This is a genomic window from Peribacillus sp. NPDC058002, from assembly GCF_042886655.1.
GTDB classification, from domain to species: Bacteria; Bacillota; Bacilli; order Bacillales; family DSM-1321; genus Peribacillus; species Peribacillus aracenensis.
Genome location: NZ_JBHVQU010000002.1, coordinates 52,711 through 71,445, shown reverse-complemented (window position 1 = coordinate 71,445; position 18,735 = coordinate 52,711). Strand labels below are relative to the sequence as shown.

Sequence of the window (18,735 nt, the reverse complement as noted above, 5' to 3'; positions counted from 1 at the left end):
ATATACCTTATTTGTTCCTCCTATTTTGAATGAAGTTGGTGATGGATACGATAAAAGTGATGGCAGCTAGGATATAAGAAATGTCTGTGATTATCGGATAGGCGTCGCTATTTCGTATCCCGATGCCTATGAATGCCCAAACGAATACGAGAGGATAGCACCAATCCCGGTTTTTACCTGCAAAGAAAAAGGCCAAGGCTGTTGCTGCAATCAGCAGGACGATCGTCCAGGTTATACGGGAAGCCCCAAAACCGTCCCATTTGATATAGGTGAGGTAATAAGAAATGTCAGCTATGGTTGCAACACTTACCCAGCCCGTATATACGGAAAACGGAAATAGGTCAAAAGCAACATGCTCGACTTTTTTCATTCTTGTATAAATGACCATTAAAGTAGCCAATAGAGCAATGATAATGAATACGGATAACAAAAAGCGTTCATAGTGCCAAGCCAAAAGCCAAGCGCCATTCAAGACACAGCTTAAAGCAAACCAAGGAGAGGATGCCTTATATGCAGGGCTGTTTTGATGTTTACTTAAAAACTGCCTGAATACCCAGATGGCGAGCAGGAAATAGATCAAGCCCCATATGGAAAATACATAACCGGCAGGAGTGAAAAGGACATCAAGTTTATCGGAAATCTCTCCTGATGTTTGGCCGTTCAATGGCAAGAAATTGGCTAAAAAATTCATCGTGACGACGAATAGATAGAAAATCAAGTTAATGATGGAAATAATAATCGGCTTCCTCCTTGTATGAATTGTGATCCTTCTAACCTTATTCCACATATTCAGCCTGGTTAACCTTTTCGGAGCACATCGGGAGTACTTGGAGAGATTTTTCCATAAAAAGAGGAAGTTCCTGTAACAATGGAACCATTTAAGGTTAGAAATTTTACATCTTCACTTTATGGTGATAAAATGTTCAAAGATTCATATTTTTTTAGTCCTTCGGGGTCGGGTGAAAATCCCAACCGGCGGTGATGAAGAAATTCTAAGCCCGCGAGCCTGATAAAGGCAGGATTTGGTGAGATTCCAAAGCCGACAGTACAGTCTGGATGGGAGAAGGACGTGTGGAACCCAAGTGTATACGTATGCCTAATTTTTTGAAAATGAAAATATTAGGCTTTTTAGGTATACAATTTTTTTCACTCATTTCTCCTGCTAACTCCTTAGGTCATCCTAAGGGGTTTTTTATATTTTATAAAAGGGGGAAAAACATGTTTACGGGAATCATTGAGGATATCGGTACCGTGCATTCCTTAAAAAAAGGAAAAAGCAGTATGGAGTTATCGATTCGTTCTGAAAAAGTCCTTGAAGATGTGCAACTGGGGGATAGTATTTCAGTCAACGGGGTCTGCTTAACGGTAACATCCTTCACGAAAAGTTTGTTTACGGTCGACGTGATGCCGGAAACGGTCAAAGCGTCCACGATCCGGACATTGAAATTGGGATCACCTGTTAATCTCGAACGAGCAATGAGTGCACAGGGGAGGTTTGGAGGTCATTTTGTTTCAGGTCATATCGACGGAACCGGAACGATCATAAAAAAAGAACGGAAAGAAAATGCCGTATATTATGTAATCCAATTGGATGAAGGGCTTAGTACCTTCTGCATTCCAAAAGGTTCCGTGGCCATTGATGGAACAAGCTTGACGATATTTGGGATCGAAAGGAACCTTTTGACTGTATCACTGATTCCATTGACTCATCAGGACACCATATTGGGACAAAAAGCGGCTGGCGATATCGTTAACATCGAAAACGACATGATAGGGAAATATATAATACATCAAATGAAAAATGGCAATCCGAAACCAGGACTGAATTTAGAGTTTTTGGCAGAGCATGGATTCTAATAAAAGGGCGGTGTAATGATGTTCCATACAATAGAAGAGGCAATAGAAGATTTGAAGGCTGGCAAGGTAGTAATCGTATCCGATGATGAAGACCGTGAAAATGAAGGGGATTTTGTAGTGTTGGCCGAAAGGGCGACACCGGAAGCGATTAATTTCATGGCGACCCATGGACGTGGTTTGATTTGTACCACCATCACTGAAGAACTGGCAGCGAAATTGAAGCTGCATCCTATGGTAGGTGAAAATACCGATCATCATGGCACTGCTTTTACGGTAAGTGTCGATCATAAAAGCACCTCTACAGGAATCAGTGCTTTTGAACGGTCCTTGACCATCCTTGAACTTCTAAATGAAGATTCTGTCGCTGAAGATTTCCAAAGGCCTGGTCACACTTTTCCGATAGTCGCTAAAAAAGGCGGCGTATTAAGAAGGGCAGGACATACGGAGGCATCGGTGGACTTGGCGAAGTTATGCGGTGCCGCTCCAGCTGGTGTCATTTGTGAAATCATGAATGAAGATGGATCAATGGCCCGCGTATCCGATTTAGAAGTCATCGCTGATAAATTTAACCTGAAATTCATTACGATAGCCGATTTGATTCGGTATCTTGAACAAAATGATTCAATTGGGAAACAGGAACTTGAACTGAACATTCCTAAAGCTTGAATGATTATTAGAAATTAAATCTTAACGTGAAAAAAATGATATTGTTTTTTAAAATTAGGAGGAATTGGACATGGGGAAAACTATTGAAGCACAATTAATCGGATCAGGATTGAAAGTCGGAATCGTGGTAGGAAGATTTAATGAGTTTATAACTAGCAAGCTTTTAGGAGGGGCATTGGATGGCCTTAAGCGTCATGGCGTTGATGAGAATGATGTTGACATCGCGTGGGTCCCGGGTGCTTTTGAACTTCCGTTAATAGCTAAGAAGCTTGTGAATACAGGTAAATATGATGCTGTAATCGGTCTTGGAACGGTAATCAGAGGTGCCACTTCACATTATGATTATGTCTGCAACGAAGCAGCTAAAGGCATGGCTTCCGTTTCATTGGAAACAGGTGTACCGGTTATCTTCGGTTTGCTGACAACTGAGAATATTGAACAAGCCATTGAACGTGCAGGAACAAAATCAGGTAATAAAGGATATGAAGCTGCGGTTAGCGCCATTGAAATGGCTAACCTTGGAAAATTAATAGAACAATGATTTCACATAAGGAAGCCGCAGGGAATAACATTCCTGTGGCTTTTTTTAATTGTCCGTTGGAAATACCTCGATTTCAGAGTAATGTATTTTTAGGTATAAATCATGGAAAATAAAGAACCATTAGGAAATTTCAAAAAAAAAAACGAACAAAAGCATCACGTAATGGAAGCATGATAAAATATGCGGATATGATTATGCTACAATTGTAAAGATTGCAATTGAAATTCATGACTTTAGGGAAAAGTAATTTTATTAGTTATTAGGAGGGGTTTGTGTGTACCATCTCTTTACACATAATGATTTAGATGGAGTCGGCTGCGGCATTGTAGCTAAGCTGGCATTCGGAGAAGAAGTAGTGGTTAGTTATAATTCAATTGGGCGCCTTAACCAGAATGTAGGAGCATTTCTTGAGCAGGCTAAGATTGAAGATACATTGATTGTAACTGATCTATCGGTTGATGAAGATAACGAGAAAATGATTACTCAGTTTGTGGAAGATGGAGGCAAGGCACTGCTGATTGATCATCATAAGTCAGCACTGCATTTGAACGAACATGATTGGGCATCTGTAACTGTCGAACAAGAAGATGGTAAACAGACGGCAGCGACATCTCTATTCTATCAGTACGCAGTTGATAATAAATTGCTGGAACCCTCAAGCATTGTCGCTGAATTCGTTGAATTGGTTCGTCAATACGATACTTGGGAATGGGAAGTCAATAAAAATACAACGGCAAAACGATTGAATGACCTGTTTTTCATGATTCCGATAGAGGAATTCGAAATGAAAATCGCAAATAAGCTGTCCACGGCTGAAAGCTTTACTTTTGACGAAGTGGAGCAAACCCTTCTTAATGTTGAAGAGAGTCGAGTAGATCGGTACATAAACAGGAAAAAAAGAGAAGTCTATCAGGCTACGGTCGGTCCCCATACAGCTGGTGTGGTCCATGCAGAGTCATACCACTCGGAATTGGGTAATGAACTGTCGAAAGAGTTCTCGCATCTGGATTATATAGCCATTCTGATGGTAGGAAGTAAGAGAATCAGCTTCCGGACAATCCACGATGATATAGATGTTTCTGAGGTTGCCGGCAAGTACGATGGGGGCGGTCACCAAAAAGCCGCCGGTTGCACCATGTCCGAAAAGGCATATAGCCAATATGTCGAAAAGACCTTCCATGCTGAGCCCCTTAAACGAGACGCACATAAGAATCAATTGAATGTAAAGGAGTCACCAGAGGGTTGCCTATATTCAACGAGAGACAAACAGGACATATTCATCTATGAAGATGAAGAAGAGGAATGGATTGTTGAAATCAACGGAAAACAACAGAAAAAAACATTCGATTCTTTTGCGGAAGCGGAAAAATACATGAAGCGGAAACACGCTGCATGGCTGGCCCATGATGAAAGGTATGAAGAGTTCGTCAATAAAGGTTGAATAAGAAAGCGGCTGTCCGAATGGGACAGCCGCTTTTCAATCTTCCATTGTCATTCATGCTTTACCTTTTAAGCGGGACAGGATGAACGATCGTGCGGGACCGTTTTTTCGGAATTGAATTTTGGCGATGTAGAATTGCATTGATTTCTCCGCCGATCACAAAAATCAGACCACTCAAATACAGCCATAGCATCAAGATGATCACGCCTCCCAAACTGCCGTAAGTGGAAGAGTAGTTGGCAAAGTTACTGACATAGAATGAAAATCCAAGTGATATTCCCAGCCAAAGTACAGTTGCGGTCACTGCCCCTGGGATGACATGTTTAATGGGAAAACTTTTATTCGGTGCAAAGCGATATAAAAAGGCCAGGACAAGTGAGATGACCACAACCGCGATGACCCACCGTAATAAGCTGAATAATATTTGCGTTTCTTCAGGGATCGGAATGACCTGCTGTAATAAATCGATGATGACTTTTCCGAAGACGGGAAGACCCAACATGACGATGAATGCTACAACCAGGCCTAATGTCAATACAATGGAAATGATGCGGGCTTTGATGAAGTTCCTTGTTTCTTCTACATCATAGGCGATATTCATGGAATGGATGAACGCATTCATTCCGTTGGAAGCCGACCAAATGGTCCCAAGGAAACCAAAAGTCAGTAAGCCGCCGTTCCGTTCAGATAATATGTTGATGATATTTTTCTCGATGACATCCATCGTTTCCGCAGGCATGAAGGTTTTTATCGTGTCAAGGGCTGTCTGAATATCGATGTTCAGATAAGGTAATATGGACAGAAGTAAAATGAGCAAAGGAAATAGTGCCAGTAAATAGTAATAAGCTTGTTCTGCCGCCAGCCCGGTTACACGATCTTCCTTTATTTCTTTAATCAGTTTCTTTGAAAATTTTATCGACTTATTCATCGGGGCATCACTCCTGAATAGTTACTTAGGTTATCTCTTCTTTTCCCTCTGGTCATGTAAGTTAATCCTCAAAACAAAAGAAATTGAAAGTTCTAATCGACGCACTAGTGGAAGCTGTGATAATGACATAACCTCATAATAACCAAAAACAAATTTGGGGAGAGGAAAATCTATTTTAAATGCACCAGTAAAGTGCAAAATCGAAAATGATGGAGCTGAAGAAATGGCAATCCAAGGATGATCAACCTTAGCCTATTTTTATGACACTCTTTTTTGGAAGGTTTTACAATTAACTGTAAATAGGTGCTGTTGATACTTCAAGCCTATGGCCAAACACTACTACTAGGTTATTTTATGCCTTTTTTATAACAAGTATAATAATTATGATAGCATGTTATGGAAGGTAAACAGCAAAAAGGCCAGACATCTTGTCTGGCCTTTTTGCTCTATTGCACTTCTTTTCCCTGTTCCTTTTGGACCTTCGGAGGGGTCCATTTGAAGACTTTATTTAGGATATTATAAATGTGTTTGGATTCCTTGGTCAGGATAGGTCCAAGAATCGCTAAGGTCAACACATATAATGCAGCAAACGGGGTGAGTATAGGCATTAAACCGCCTGCAATGCCTAAGTTGGCTAAAATGATGGAGAATTCGCCGCGTGAAACGATTGTTAAACCGATGTTTGCGGAAGCTCTGTGAGATAAACCGGATTTGCGTCCGGCAATCATTCCAGCTGCAAAGTTACCGATTATGGTGATGATGACTGCTCCAAGAACCATCCAGACTGCTCCCCCAAGGGTCGTCGGATCGATACTCAAGCCAAAACTGAAGAAGAATATGGCCCCGAAGAAGTCTCTAAAGGGAATGACAAGTTTTTCAATCCTGTCGCTATGTTCCGTTTCCGAAAAGACTAGGCCGAGCAATAATGCACCAATGGCTTCTGCAACATGAATCGTCTCCGAGAAACCTGCAATGAAGAATAGTAACGCGAACACGACAATGATAAATATCTCATCTGAGGTTATATTGAATAATTTATTCAATACCCCAGAAGCCTTCCGGGCAATAACGAAGAATATCAGCATATACCCAATTGCGATAAATGTAGAAAGTAATGTTCCCCAAACGGAACCAGAAGAGCTTAATACCAATCCGGATACGACTGATAAATAAACAGCGAGGAAGATATCTTCAAACATGATAATACCAAGGATTAGCTCCGTTTCATTATTACCGGTCCTTTTAAGGTCCACAAGTACCTTTGCCACAATGGCACTTGATGAAAAGCTGATAATCCCTGTTAGTATCAGCACCTCTTTTAATGGGAGTCCGAGCAGGAAACCGTACAGCAAGGCCATTCCCACGTTAATTAAAATGTAATAGGTTCCGCCTGTCACGATATTTTTCCCGGACTTCATGAGCTTTTTCACGGAAAATTCAAGCCCTAGGTAAAACAGAAGGAATAAAATACCGACACGACCGAGGAAGGCTATGATTTCATCACTTTCAATGAAACGCAGGTCAATTAATCCGACGTGCGGGGCATGGGGGCCAACGAGCATCCCGATGATAATTAATAGTGGAACATTTGATATTTTGAATTTACCTGCTACGAGAGCGGCTAATGCCACTAGAAGTAGGGCAGTACCCACTTCAAAGACTAAATGGTCCATATGAGCTTAGTCACTCCTTTCGTAAGTCAATAATTCTCTTGTCAGGTTACGGATATCTTTTCTTTCACCGGATATCACAAGAGTGTCGCCTGTTTCAATGATGGAGTCAGGACCAGGATTACTCAATTGTTTTTTTCCTTTTTTAGAATGGGCGATGACGGTCACGTTATAATTACTCCTGATATCAATCGAACCGATCGTTTGATTGATGGCCTTTGAACCTGGTTCGACTTTGAACCATTCAATCACCAAGTCACCCAAAGACATTTCAATTGTTTCAAGTGCTTGTGGTTTATAAACCATGCCACCTATGATGGAAGCCATTTGCCGGGATTCCTGATCGTTAAGGGTGATGCTCGATATGACGTCCTCATGTTCATTATCAAAATGGTATAATTCCCGACGGCCGTCATCGTGAATGACGATTACTAACTTTTCATCATTTCTCGTTATGATTTCGAATTTTTGGCCAATACCAGGAAGTTCACTTTCTCTAATTCTCACTGGAATTCCTCCTTAAAATGTTGGTTAGAGTTAAATAGAAGATAGCAGGATGTTTATAAGTTAACGTCAATATTCGTCTTGAATTTCTTCTCCTTGGATATGCCGATGTACTTTAATGTCTCCGATGGACTGGAATGATGGTAATGCTTCTGTATCAAGGCCAGTGAAACTCCTTGCTTATAGGCATGGTAGCCAAAAGTTTTACGCATCGAACTTGCTCCGAATTTTCCTGTCAGCCCTGCACCTTCCACAGCATCATGGATGATTCGGTGCGCCTGTTGACGTGTTATCGGCTTTTTTGTCTTAGGGGAAAGAAATAAAAATTGACCTTCGATAACCTTAGAGCCTTTAAGGTATTCTTGTAACGCGGTACGGACTTTCAGGTTCAAATAAATTTGATTGACTTCGTCATTTTCCGTCCGTTGTTCATAGAACTCCTTGATTTTGCCCGTTTCATCCAGAACACTGGCCACGGTGATTTCAAGCATTTCATTTATCTTCATACCTGTATTGATGCCGAGTACAAACAATAAATAATCCCGACTGGAGTGAGCGCGTAGGTATGTTTTTATTTTGCTGATTTGATTGATATCCTTAAAGGCTTCTACATATTCCATAAATCTTCTCCTCTTGCTAATGTAACATAATTACATTATAACACAAGTTATGTAACGTTGCATACATTTAGTCTTGAGGTGATTTCTATCCAAACAGTAATGCATGCTATCGAACGTAAAAAAACCTTTTCCTTATTCTCTGCTCAAACGAGGTAAATTATTTCAGGGAAGTTATTTAATGTGGAGATTACTGTTTGCATCATCGAGAATATCAGCCTGGAATGATAAAAAAAAGAAACCCCAAGTTGGGGTTTCCTCATCTTTTTAGTACACGGCTTTTTGTAGTTTGTGAATGACCTCAAGTGAAAGCCCGGTTCCGATGGCAACTGATTCAAGCGGGTTATCTGCAAGTTGGACTGGGACGACAATTTCATTCGTCAGCCATTCTTGTATCCCGTTGAGAAGTGCACCCCCGCCGGATAAGATGACACCTTGATCGACGATATCCCCGCTCAATTCAGGAGGACAATCTTCCAAAGTGGCCCTGATTGCTTCCAGTATATGAAGAAGCGATTCCTGAATAGCTTCCTGGACGTCAGTGGATGATATTGTAATCGGCTTTGGAAGACCCGTTACAAGATCGCGGCCCCTGACTTCCATGCTGATCTCGGAATGTTTAACGAGTGCGTAGCCGATTTCTTTTTTTATTTCCTCGGCTGTTCTTTCCCCAATCAGCACATTATGTTTTTTTCTAACATATTGGCTGATATCTTCATCCAATTGATCTCCGCCAATTCTGATTGAATTGCAAGAAACGACGCCGCCATAAGAGATGATCGCGACCTCAGTCGTTCCGCCGCCGATATCAACGATGACATTGGCAATAGGCTCTTCGACAGGCAGGCCCGCACCTATAGCAGCTGCTACTGGTTCCTCAATCAGGTGGACCTGTTTCGCTCCGCAGCTTTTGACTGCATCCTGAATGGCCCTTCTCTCAACCGACGTGGAACCTGATGGTGTACAGACCACTACACTAGGTTTGCGAATCGATAAACCTAGGGCCTTACTTGCTTTTTTCATGATTTCCCGAAGCATTTGCGCGGTTACATTAAAATCCGCAATGACACCATCCTTAAGCGGACGGATTGCCACGATATTTCCGGGTGTTTTCCCGATCATGTTTTTTGCATCCACACCGACTGCCAATACTTTATTAGTCTCTATATCAATGGCCACCACAGATGGCTCATTAAATACGATTCCTTTATTTTTACTGTAAACTAGCGTATTTGCAGTCCCTAAGTCAATGCCTATTTCTGTATTTGATAACATTTAGTCACCCCTCCATAAGAGTTTGACCCCCTATATACTCATTCTACCTTTTATTGCGAGTTTGTGGGGGTGGGAAATCTAGTAAATGGTGGAATTGCCATGCCGTTTCTTTTCAGAGAGCGAAAAAATGATCTAAATATAAAAATGCATTGGTGATGGCAAGCGAGTGGATAACGGCAAATGTCCAATTGTAACCAATCCACTGATGGCGGAAAGGCTGATGGCGCCAACATTCTGCTATTGTAATAGTGACCCCTCATATGTACCGTTTTTAATATATTTCACATAGCGCACCTCGCATCAGTCGAAAACAAGCATGGGTGGCCGCTTTGAATCAGCTTATTTTATGTTAAGATATAGATGAAAATCCGCTTAGATAAAGAAGGTAATTTTGTGAGTGCAAATTTAATCGAGAGTAAGAGTTTTAGAGTCATCTTTACAGCCTTTCTAGCCTTCCTGGGTGGTTATGCGTTTGATAGCCTTGGAATATACCTGCCATGGATGCTTGGACCATTATTCGTCGTGATGATCGCGAAAATGAAGTTAAGGAAGTACTTGTTTTGGTCTAAAACCTTTAGAAGTACTGGATTGGTCATTCTAGGTTTACAACTGGGCAGTTCATTCACGAAACAATCGTTGAATGAGATGATTGAATATCTGCCTGTTATGCTTTTTACGACAATCGCAATCATTTCATTTACAGTGTTGACTGGCTGGTTTGTCGGGAAACGGATGAACTTATCCTTGGGCACATCCATGCTTGGAAGTTTTCCTGGAGGTCTTTCGCAGATGGTGGTCTTAAGTGAGGAAATGAAGGATAGTGATGAAACGGTAGTGGGTTTCATGCAAACACTGCGGGTCATCCTGGTGATATCCATTGTTCCTTGGATTGTGACTCATGTAATGTCAGTTGAATCAGGTGCGGTAATGGCCGTATCGGAGCGGCCGTTTTTCTTATTTGAATATGATGGGAAATTAGCCATCATGATGTTGTTAACCTTGCTATTATTCATCTTCATCACAAAGAAGGCGAATTTTCCGCTGCCTTTTTTGCTAGGACCTCTCATGGCCGCAGCACTTTTCAATTTAGCAGGCCCAGGTGCCCCGCAGATTCCTGACTTTTGGTTGAATTTGTCGCAATTGTTGATCGGCGCACATTTAGGCTACACACTGAAGGTTGATAATCCCCGACTTTTCAGAAAGATGTTCGGGGCCGTATTCGTCAGTAATGTCCTATTGATTGGATTTTGCTATTATCTTTCCATTCAGTTTGCCCCGATCCTATCATTACAGGCGAACGAATTATTTTTGAGCATGGCGCCAGGCGGCGTCGCCGAAATGGCAGTCACAGCCATGTCTGTGCATGTAGATTTATCCGTTGTAACAAGCTTTCATTTATTCAGGATTTTATTCATTTTATTTTTCCTGTCACCCATCATAAAATGGCTGGTTGGAAGAAGCAAGGGAAAACAAGAACAGGGACAAAGTTAACAGGCTTTGTCCCTTTTTTCTTTTCGGAAATACTGAAGTGTGAAAAGAATAAATGCCAGGCGTTATGCGGAATTCACGAGTAAACCGCTGAAACTTACGAGTAAACGCGCATATTCCGGACGTTATGATAAAAGTACGAACGGAACATGCTTGAAATTCCATTCTCGAAAGAATATTGTACCAGAACCATTGAAATGTGCTGTTGAATAAGCTCATGTAGGCGCCAAAGCTGGTAGCTTTTGTGATGATATATTGAAAATTGAATCCGAATAATAAAATAATCCTCACTTTTTTTGAAGTTCATCCGATATAAGGAGGAGATGAGACTTTAAATGAATGGGTGAGTATTATGGATATAACATCAGTTTTGGGCGTAGTTCTCGGTATTGTGGCCATCTTGGTAGGAATGGTGTTGAAAGGCGTTAGTGTAACGGCGTTGATTAACCCGGCAGCTATTTTGATCATTATTGTAGGGACGGTAGCTGCTGTCGTAACGGCTTTCCCTTTGTCGGAATTAAAAAGACTACCAAAAATATTCAAGATTTTATTCTTTGAACAAAAATTGACAAAGCCTGAAGATTTAATAAAGACCTTTTCGGAATGGGCGGTCATTGCCAGGAAAGAAGGCTTGCTGGCATTGGAAAGCATTTCGGATCAAGTGGATAATGCCTTTTTGAAAAATGGCTTGAATCTTGCAGTCGAAGGTCAGAGTGCCGATTATATTCGTGATATTTTAGCGGAGGAAATAGACGCGATGGAAGAACGTCATTTAAGCGCGGCAGCGATTTTCAGTCAAGCCGGTACATACGCACCGACTCTTGGCGTATTGGGTGCGGTAATCGGGCTGATTGCTGCATTGGGGAATATGGCTGACACCGAGGCATTGGGACATGCCATATCAGCCGCTTTCGTCGCAACCTTGATGGGGATTTACACGGGGTATGTGTTATGGCATCCATTTGCCAATAAGCTCAAACGGAAATCGCAGCAGGAAGTCCGAATCAAAGAAATGATGATCGAAGGTATTTTATCGATCATCGAAGGGGAAGCGCCAAGAACGATTGAACAGAAATTAACATCCTATTTGCCTGCTGGAGATCGTAAGAAGTGGTTGGAAGGCGATGTGAGAGAAGATGGCTAGGCGCAAAAAGAAACAAAGGCATGAGGAGCATATCGATGAATCATGGCTGGTTCCCTACGCCGATATCTTAACGTTGCTTCTCGCGCTCTTTATCGTCTTGTTCGCTTCAAGTTCGGTTGATGCAATAAGGTTCCAGCAATTGTCCAATGTATTTAATCAGGTTTTTACAAGCGGAACGGGTTTTATGGATTTCCCAAGTGATTCCCCCAGCAATGAGCCGACGTCACCAGAACAGAGAACAGGTGCAGAAGAACTTGAGAAGCTTGGGAAAAACGAACAAGAAGAACTTATGGAGGTTCAGAAGCGTGTGAATGCCTACATAAAAAAGAATGATTTAACGGATAAATTGGGAACGAACCTTACTGATGAAGGAATGTTGATTTCAATTAGGGAAAACGTGCTGTTCGAATCGGGGGTGGCAGAGGTGAGACGTGAAAACCGAAAAATCGCTAAGGAAATCTCGGATTTATTGGTCATGGACTTACCCAGAAACATTATCGTAAGCGGGCATACCGATAATATTCCGATTAAAAATTACCAATATGAATCCAACTGGGATTTAAGCGTGATGCGATCCGTGAATTTTATGAAACTTCTCTTAGAAAATAAAAAGTTGGATCCCGAAATGTTCAGTGCTAAAGGACATGGGGAATTCAAGCCGGTTACTTCTAATGAAACGAAAAAAGGAAGGGCGAAAAACCGGAGGGTTGAAATTCTAATTGTTCCACGGACAGCGATAAATGAGTGAAAACCTGTCAGGAATGGACGGGTTTTTCTTTTTGAAGGAGAATATATGGAAAGAGAATATAAGAATGTGATGGAAGAAATCGTTGTGACATGGGTGCATGTATTAATGACTGGTATGGAATACCAAACATTTTGTTCGTGCAGGAAATGTAAGAATGACATCATCACATTATCATTGAATAACCTGCCTAATTATTATGTAACAACGGAAGAAAGGCGGAAAAGAATATTTGGAAATTTGAATACAGAAGAAAACAGGAAATGGATCAATAAAAGAATCATCAATGCGATACATGTAGTTGGCCAGTATCCTAAACATTGATCAAAAGGCTGCCATTATCTTTTTTCCGATATTAAAAAAGGTGGACAGCGACCGCCGAAGGGATGGCGGAAATACCTCGAAATATTACTCATAAACAAAAGGGACAACCATTAATTATGTGTTTTATTTATGGTGGCAGAGGGAACATAAATAAAGTACAAAGTAGGTTCATTCGATAAAAATTGAGGAGATGAATGATTATGGGTAAAAATATCGCATGTGTTGTAACGAATATGTTTGAGGACTCGGAGTATAGTGAACCGGCAAAAGCATTCGAGGAAGCAGGCCATAAGGTAACGACGATTGAAATGGTAAAAGGGAAAACGGTTAAAGGGAAACAAGGGGAGGTAGAAGTGGAGATTGATGAAAGCATCGACTCGGTGAAACCGGAAAATTTCGATGCACTATTCATCCCCGGCGGTTTTTCCCCTGATCAACTGCGTGCTGACGAACGCTTCGTAACTTTCGCCAAATCGTTCATGGATGATAAAAAACCAGTATTTGCAATCTGTCATGGACCACAGTTGCTGATTACGGCCAAAACACTTGAAGGGCGCCACGCAACAGGATATACATCTATTAAAGTCGATATGGAGTATGCAGGTGCCACATATTTGGACAAAGAGGTTGTGGTTTGCGGCAACCAGCTTGTAACCAGCAGGACACCTGAAGACCTTCCGGCATTTAACCGGGAATCGCTCAATCTATTGAAATAATGAAAAATCCCGGCAGCTGCCGGGATTTTTCATTTTAAAGGATTCATATACTTCAATCTTTGCAGTAAAATAAAAGGAGAGACCAATTACAAAGGAAGTGTCACGATTGATCGTATTAAAATCTGCACGTGAAATTCAAGCGATGCATGAATCGGGAAAAATTTTGGCAGCTTGTCATAGGGAGATTGCAAAGATGATTGTTCCTGGGGTGACAACATGGGAAATAGAAGAATTTGTTGAAGGATTCTTAAAAAAGCATGGTGCGAAGCCGGAACAAAAGGGTTACAAAGGGTATGAGTATGCGACATGTGCCAGCATAAATGAAGAAATTTGTCATGGTTTCCCTCGTAAGACCCCTTTGAAAAACGGAGATATCGTAACGATTGATATGGTTGTCAATCATAACGGGGCCCTTGCTGACTCTGCTTGGACGTATACGGTCGGTAAGGTTTCAAAGGAAACCGAACATTTAGTGAATGTGACGAAGGAATCTTTATATAAGGCGATTGAAGTATGTGTGGAAGGCAATCGGATTGGAGATATAGGTCATGCCATACAATCTTATGTCGAAGCGGAAGGCTTCTCTGTCGTTCGTGATTTCATCGGACACGGGATAGGAAATGTCATTCATGAAGAGCCGCAGGTTCCGCATTATGGACTGCCGAATAAAGGTCCGCGTCTTAAGGAAGGCATGGTATTCACCATCGAGCCAATGGTAAACGTAGGTACATATAAAGCAAGCCGAGATCCGAATGGATGGACGGCATCCACTGCAGATGGGAAATACTCGGCACAATATGAGCATACAATTGCCATTACGAAAAACGGTCCGCTTATTTTGACCGAACAATGAACATAAAAAACAGCATCGGTCATGATGCTGTTTTTCATTTTAATCGATGGGACGTTCCAATGAATACAAATCTTCTTCAATATTTCCTAATCTGTCCTCAATGACTTTTTGAGCATCTTTAATACCTTCATTATAAATAAAGGGAGCAATATTTTCAAAAATGAACTGCAAATGATTTTCAGCAGCGATTTCACCGATTTCCTTGCCATGTTCCTGATACACATATTCTTGGATGCTTTCGATCATCTTGCGGCGTTTTTCTATGGGAAATTGTATGAACATTGTGCCCTCCTTCATATTTGTTCTAAAAACCATGTAATGAATTGATCCGAATCCAAAGGGAAGACGGGTACTGAAGCATGACTCCTTGTTCGTTCCAGACATTCGGGCCAAGCCACAGCTGCTTTGACATTAGTAAGCCGTTCCAATAACAGGAGGTCACTTTCTTCTTTGATTAAAATGGCCTTAGGAAAGTCCTCTTGCTTATAACCTTCAATTAAAATCACATCAGGGAGAAATAGGCACAGTAATTGAACGAGCTCAGTGATAGGGGCTTTACCCTTGAAATTGCCGAGCAGCTCGATTGTGCCATCTCCTTCAACAAGTGATGCGGCCGCGCCTGCATGAAAGTGTTTATTAGAATCCTTCGTGGCTGTGACATCTGGTTTTCCGCCATGTCCATGATGTTTTAAAACGGCTGTCTCTAATTTTTCTTCGCGAAGCTTTTTGATTATATTCGTTATGAAGGTCGTTTTTCCTCTATTTTGGTAACCAACAACCTGGAAAATAAATGGCTTTACCAAGGCCATTGGCATCCTTCTTGGTCATCGAGAAGCAGGATGTCCACAAAATCCCCAGTTTGGAAACCACGTGTCCCCCCAGGTAAGACTGTCAGTGAATTGGCACCTGCCAAGCTTGTAGTAATATTGGATTTATCCACACCGCTAGGAGTTACCTTCAGCTGGCCGGATTCGTAAAATAATCGGGTCCGAAGCAGACGTGAAAATGGATTGGGTTTTAAGAAGTCTTCTGCCAATTGTGCCGTCTCTTTTCGTAAATGCGGATGCTCCGAAAACAGCATGGTGCGGATGATCGGTCTTGCAAATAGTTCAAAGCCGACATAACTGGCGGATGGATTGCCGGATAAACCGAATAAATATTTGTTATTATATACGGCTACGGTCGTCACGCTTCCGGGGCGCATGGCCACTTTGTTGAATAAGACATCAGCGCCAATTTTTTGATAAATATCCGGGAGAAGATCAAAATCACCGACAGAAACTCCTCCTGTCGTAATGAGCAGATCCACTTCCTCCAAGGCATTGGAAATGGCTTCGTAGCTTAATTCGAATTCATCCTTAAGCTTTCCATAGAAACGGACTTCCCCTCCTGCCCTCCGAATTTGGGCGGAGATCGCATGTGAATTGCTGTTGCGAATTTTGCCGGGCTGCAACGGTTCATTAACATCAAGAAGTTCAGACCCCGTAGCGAATAATCCAACGACAGGCTTAGTGGCAACTGGCACTTCTGCATAACCGAATGTTGCGAGCAAGCCGATGATCCCTGGATTGATCGCTGTTCCTTTTTTCACAAGAACATCGCCTTTCTTTGCATCCTCACCTTGAAAAGAAACGTTTTCGCCTTCCTTAAGAGAGCGTTTAAATGATATGTACTTCTTTCCGTCCTTTTCGAATTCCTTCGTAAGCTCGAGCATGATTACTGCATCACACTCAGCTGGCATCTGAGCTCCAGTCATGATTCTTGCCGCTTGATTTTTTTGAACAGGAATATTCGATACCATACCCGCAGCCAACTCTTCAACCACTTCGAACTCGAGAGGGGTATTTATGGAACCTTCTGCGGTATCCTTGGACCTAAGGGCGAATCCATCATATGGCGAGCGGTTAAAATGCGGAACATCATTTGTAGCTACAATATCTTGAGCCAAAAAACGGTCGTGGCTTTCCTCAAGGGGGATCAGTTCCGTATGTCCTGTTAATTTATGCTTCATCACTTTTTCCACTGCTTCTGCAATACTGATGGGCGTTCTTCTTTCTACCATGCTTACAACTCCTGTCGGTTTTCAAATTCTATATCAAATGTAGCAGGATTTTTTAAAAAATGAAAAAAATCCTCACCGGAATGGGAGGATTTGAATGTTACTTATTACGCAGTCTTCCAAGTTCTTCAGCGATAGCTTCCATTTCACGGACACTGAAATTCGTTTTTTTCATCACCATTGTATAAATATCGTGCAGTTCTTCGTACATCTCAATATCAAAATGGGTCGATTTGATTGCACCGAAGTTCATAACTTTTAATTTATCCTTGATTGCTTCAATCATAAACTCGACACTTTCGGCTGTGTTTTGCGTTAAATCCATTTCCTTCATCCTTTCATACGTTCCTAAATATTTTCATCTTTGCATGATTACCTTGAGAAGTCAATGAATATTCGGGTGGAAAACGAAGCTTGATTCCCGATATACTTGGTCATCTTCACGTTTTAAAGTGAGAGAGTTTGGGAAAAGATAGGAAAAAAAATATTTAAACATTGTATAATGGAGATAGCTACTACTATTATACATCAACTAATATATGACTAGGAGGAGAATATATGAGCAACATTCGTGAAGAATATAAGTGTGCCAAGAAAAGCAAATTTATGCAAGCGGTCTTTATTGGGGCGTTGGCTGGGGCAGCGATAAGCCTTTTTGATAAGGATACGCGTTATTCTGTATTGGAAAATAGTAAAAGCTGCATGGGTAATATGAAAGAATTCATAAAGAATCCCAACGGGGTGCTTACACAAGTACGTGAAACATCATCTAAGGTCCGTTCCACTGTTGAAAAAATTTCCGATGATGTCTCCTTCATTTCCCAAAAGGTGGAGGAAATGAAAGACATTCCTTCACAAGTTGCCCAAGTGGTGATGGAGACGAAGGAAGTTTTTGCTGGAGAGGAAGAAGGGACAACTTCAAGTCACCATGAACGGATTTCCTTAAATTAGAAAATGGGGTGGAGGTATGGCCAATAAAAAAGAATGGCTGAAAGGCTCATTCTTCAAGGCTTTCATAAAACGGTTGCAGGTCGATGATGTGTCTGGTCTTGCCGCACAACTGTCTTATTTCTTTTTACTTTCCCTGTTTCCATTACTTATTTTTTTATTCACTTTATTGGCCTATCTGCCATTTTCCCAAGAAGATATATTAAATACCGTTCGTACATATGCGCCTGACGATTCGATGAGAATCATTGAGGCTAACCTATCGGAAGTGATGGAAGCGAATGGGACTTTATTGTCGTTTGGTGTCATCGGAACGATATGGTCGGCATCGAATGGGATGAATGCAATCATTAAAGCATTTAACCATGCATACGGTGTAAAAGAAAGTCGAACTTTCTTTATTTCCCGGGGAATGTCGATTCTTCTCACTTTAGCGATGATTTTTGTTTTTATTGTCGTTTTATTGCTGCCGGTATTCGGAAAACAGATCGGAGTGTTTTTATTTGCCGAAATTGGACAATCCGATGAATTTCTTACGATTTGGAACCAACTTCGATGGGTGATCAGTACGCTTGTATTTTTAATTGTGTTCACCATCCTTTATTGGATTGCGCCGAACATAAAGCTGAAGTGCATAACCGTACTGCCTGGTGCTATCTTTGCAACGGCAGGATGGAGTCTCGCTTCCTTTTTGTTTTCATTTTATGTGGAGAACTTCGCTAATTATTCAGCAACATATGGAAGTCTTGGAGGAATCATCGTATTAATGGTCTGGTTTTATTTGTCGGGGCTCATAATCATAATGGGTGGGGAAATAAATGCGCTCATTAGTGAAAAGAAAAAACCGGAATGTGGATGATCTTCCTGGAGTTTCCGTAATAGCGGATTATCATGCTGCGGATACTATTCAAGAAATGACAACTTTAGAAGAGGAGGAGTTCTTTCATGAGTAAAAAGGA

At 41.4% G+C, this 18,735-nt stretch carries 21 protein-coding genes, 1 pseudogene and 1 riboswitch; of the genes and pseudogenes, 12 read left to right on the top strand and 10 right to left on the bottom strand.

Annotated features, from left to right (window positions below; genetic code table 11):
* Positions 1-7: 7 nt before the first annotated feature.
* A complete protein-coding gene (locus tag ACFVSH_RS01005) occupies positions 8-787 on the bottom strand; it encodes a TspO/MBR family protein (RefSeq protein ID WP_387704382.1) in 780 nt (259 codons plus the stop codon).
* Between the two features lie 154 nt (positions 788-941).
* Positions 942-1,072: riboswitch (FMN riboswitch) on the top strand.
* Between the two features lie 146 nt (positions 1,073-1,218).
* Here ACFVSH_RS01005 and ribE point away from each other — a divergent pair.
* From ribE to ACFVSH_RS00985, 4 genes and pseudogenes are all read left to right on the top strand, one after another.
* On the top strand, positions 1,219-1,857 hold the full coding sequence (gene ribE / locus ACFVSH_RS01000; protein WP_387601910.1) for a riboflavin synthase: 639 nt from the start codon (positions 1,219-1,221) through the stop codon (positions 1,855-1,857).
* Between the two features lie 18 nt (positions 1,858-1,875).
* Positions 1,876-2,514 (top strand): annotated as a pseudogene (gene ribB, locus ACFVSH_RS00995) (3,4-dihydroxy-2-butanone-4-phosphate synthase); the annotation flags it as partial.
* Between the two features lie 79 nt (positions 2,515-2,593).
* Positions 2,594-3,064, top strand: a complete 471-nt coding sequence (ribH, locus tag ACFVSH_RS00990) for a 6,7-dimethyl-8-ribityllumazine synthase (RefSeq protein WP_048685088.1) — start codon at positions 2,594-2,596, stop codon at positions 3,062-3,064.
* A 274-nt stretch (positions 3,065-3,338) separates the two neighbouring features.
* The gene (locus ACFVSH_RS00985; protein ID WP_387601912.1) at positions 3,339-4,505 is read left to right on the top strand and encodes a DHH family phosphoesterase; all 1,167 of its coding nucleotides are present in this window, start codon (positions 3,339-3,341) and stop codon (positions 4,503-4,505) included.
* A gap of 61 nt (positions 4,506-4,566) precedes the next feature.
* Here the strand turns inward: ACFVSH_RS00985 and ACFVSH_RS00980 are convergent, their stop codons facing one another.
* The 5 genes from ACFVSH_RS00980 to mreBH all read right to left on the bottom strand — a co-directional run bounded on the left by ACFVSH_RS00980 (position 4,567) and on the right by mreBH (position 9,499).
* Positions 4,567-5,433: a YihY/virulence factor BrkB family protein gene (locus ACFVSH_RS00980; RefSeq protein ID WP_387601915.1), complete on the bottom strand. Its 867-nt coding sequence runs from the start codon at positions 5,431-5,433 to the stop codon at positions 4,567-4,569.
* A gap of 446 nt (positions 5,434-5,879) precedes the next feature.
* Positions 5,880-7,106, bottom strand: coding sequence for a cation:proton antiporter (locus ACFVSH_RS00975; RefSeq protein WP_260286566.1), 1,227 nt, complete (start codon positions 7,104-7,106; stop codon positions 5,880-5,882).
* A 6-nt stretch (positions 7,107-7,112) separates the two neighbouring features.
* On the bottom strand, positions 7,113-7,610 hold the full coding sequence (locus tag ACFVSH_RS00970) for a cation:proton antiporter regulatory subunit (RefSeq protein ID WP_387601918.1): 498 nt from the start codon (positions 7,608-7,610) through the stop codon (positions 7,113-7,115).
* A gap of 53 nt (positions 7,611-7,663) precedes the next feature.
* Complete coding sequence (locus ACFVSH_RS00965) at positions 7,664-8,227, bottom strand: tyrosine-type recombinase/integrase (RefSeq protein ID WP_063234693.1); 564 nt, start codon at positions 8,225-8,227, stop codon at positions 7,664-7,666.
* A 264-nt stretch (positions 8,228-8,491) separates the two neighbouring features.
* Complete coding sequence (gene mreBH / locus ACFVSH_RS00960; protein ID WP_387601922.1) at positions 8,492-9,499, bottom strand: rod-share determining protein MreBH; 1,008 nt, start codon at positions 9,497-9,499, stop codon at positions 8,492-8,494.
* A 393-nt stretch (positions 9,500-9,892) separates the two neighbouring features.
* On the opposite strand from mreBH, the gene ACFVSH_RS00955 reads away from it, so the two are divergent.
* The 6 genes from ACFVSH_RS00955 (at position 9,893) to map (ending at position 14,769) form a co-directional block, all read left to right on the top strand.
* On the top strand, positions 9,893-10,990 hold the full coding sequence (locus ACFVSH_RS00955) for an AbrB family transcriptional regulator (protein ID WP_387601925.1): 1,098 nt from the start codon (positions 9,893-9,895) through the stop codon (positions 10,988-10,990).
* A gap of 349 nt (positions 10,991-11,339) precedes the next feature.
* A complete protein-coding gene (gene motA, locus ACFVSH_RS00950; protein WP_192207760.1) occupies positions 11,340-12,131 on the top strand; it encodes a flagellar motor stator protein MotA in 792 nt (263 codons plus the stop codon).
* Positions 12,124-12,879 carry a flagellar motor protein MotB gene (gene motB / locus ACFVSH_RS00945; RefSeq protein WP_387601928.1) on the top strand — a complete coding sequence of 252 codons (756 nt, stop codon included), beginning with the start codon at positions 12,124-12,126 and terminating at the stop codon, positions 12,877-12,879. Before motA ends, motB begins: the two co-directional genes overlap by 8 nt.
* A 45-nt stretch (positions 12,880-12,924) precedes the next feature.
* Positions 12,925-13,200, top strand: coding sequence for a late competence development ComFB family protein (locus tag ACFVSH_RS00940; RefSeq protein ID WP_387601931.1), 276 nt, complete (start codon positions 12,925-12,927; stop codon positions 13,198-13,200).
* Between the two features lie 200 nt (positions 13,201-13,400).
* The gene (locus tag ACFVSH_RS00935) at positions 13,401-13,916 is read left to right on the top strand and encodes a type 1 glutamine amidotransferase domain-containing protein (RefSeq protein WP_387601932.1); all 516 of its coding nucleotides are present in this window, start codon (positions 13,401-13,403) and stop codon (positions 13,914-13,916) included.
* A gap of 106 nt (positions 13,917-14,022) precedes the next feature.
* Complete coding sequence (map, locus tag ACFVSH_RS00930; RefSeq protein ID WP_387601935.1) at positions 14,023-14,769, top strand: type I methionyl aminopeptidase; 747 nt, start codon at positions 14,023-14,025, stop codon at positions 14,767-14,769.
* 39 nt (positions 14,770-14,808) lie between these two features.
* Here map and ACFVSH_RS00925 read toward each other — a convergent pair whose 3' ends face one another.
* The 4 genes from ACFVSH_RS00925 to ACFVSH_RS00910 form a co-directional block, all read right to left on the bottom strand.
* Positions 14,809-15,051, bottom strand: a complete 243-nt coding sequence (locus ACFVSH_RS00925; protein ID WP_387601937.1) for a DUF2164 domain-containing protein — start codon at positions 15,049-15,051, stop codon at positions 14,809-14,811.
* Positions 15,052-15,062: 11 nt separating this feature from the next.
* Positions 15,063-15,578, bottom strand: a complete 516-nt coding sequence (mobB, locus tag ACFVSH_RS00920; protein WP_387601940.1) for a molybdopterin-guanine dinucleotide biosynthesis protein B — start codon at positions 15,576-15,578, stop codon at positions 15,063-15,065.
* Positions 15,566-16,831, bottom strand: a complete 1,266-nt coding sequence (locus tag ACFVSH_RS00915; RefSeq protein WP_387601943.1) for a molybdopterin molybdotransferase MoeA — start codon at positions 16,829-16,831, stop codon at positions 15,566-15,568. The genes mobB and ACFVSH_RS00915 overlap by 13 nt, the downstream gene beginning before the upstream one ends.
* A gap of 97 nt (positions 16,832-16,928) precedes the next feature.
* A complete protein-coding gene (locus ACFVSH_RS00910) occupies positions 16,929-17,153 on the bottom strand; it encodes a DUF1128 domain-containing protein (RefSeq protein ID WP_034305672.1) in 225 nt (74 codons plus the stop codon).
* A gap of 233 nt (positions 17,154-17,386) precedes the next feature.
* On the opposite strand from ACFVSH_RS00910, the gene ACFVSH_RS00905 reads away from it, so the two are divergent.
* A complete protein-coding gene (locus ACFVSH_RS00905) occupies positions 17,387-17,779 on the top strand; it encodes a YtxH domain-containing protein (protein WP_387601946.1) in 393 nt (130 codons plus the stop codon).
* A gap of 16 nt (positions 17,780-17,795) precedes the next feature.
* Positions 17,796-18,635 carry a YihY/virulence factor BrkB family protein gene (locus ACFVSH_RS00900; RefSeq protein ID WP_260286578.1) on the top strand — a complete coding sequence of 280 codons (840 nt, stop codon included), beginning with the start codon at positions 17,796-17,798 and terminating at the stop codon, positions 18,633-18,635.
* Positions 18,636-18,735 lie beyond the last annotated feature (100 nt).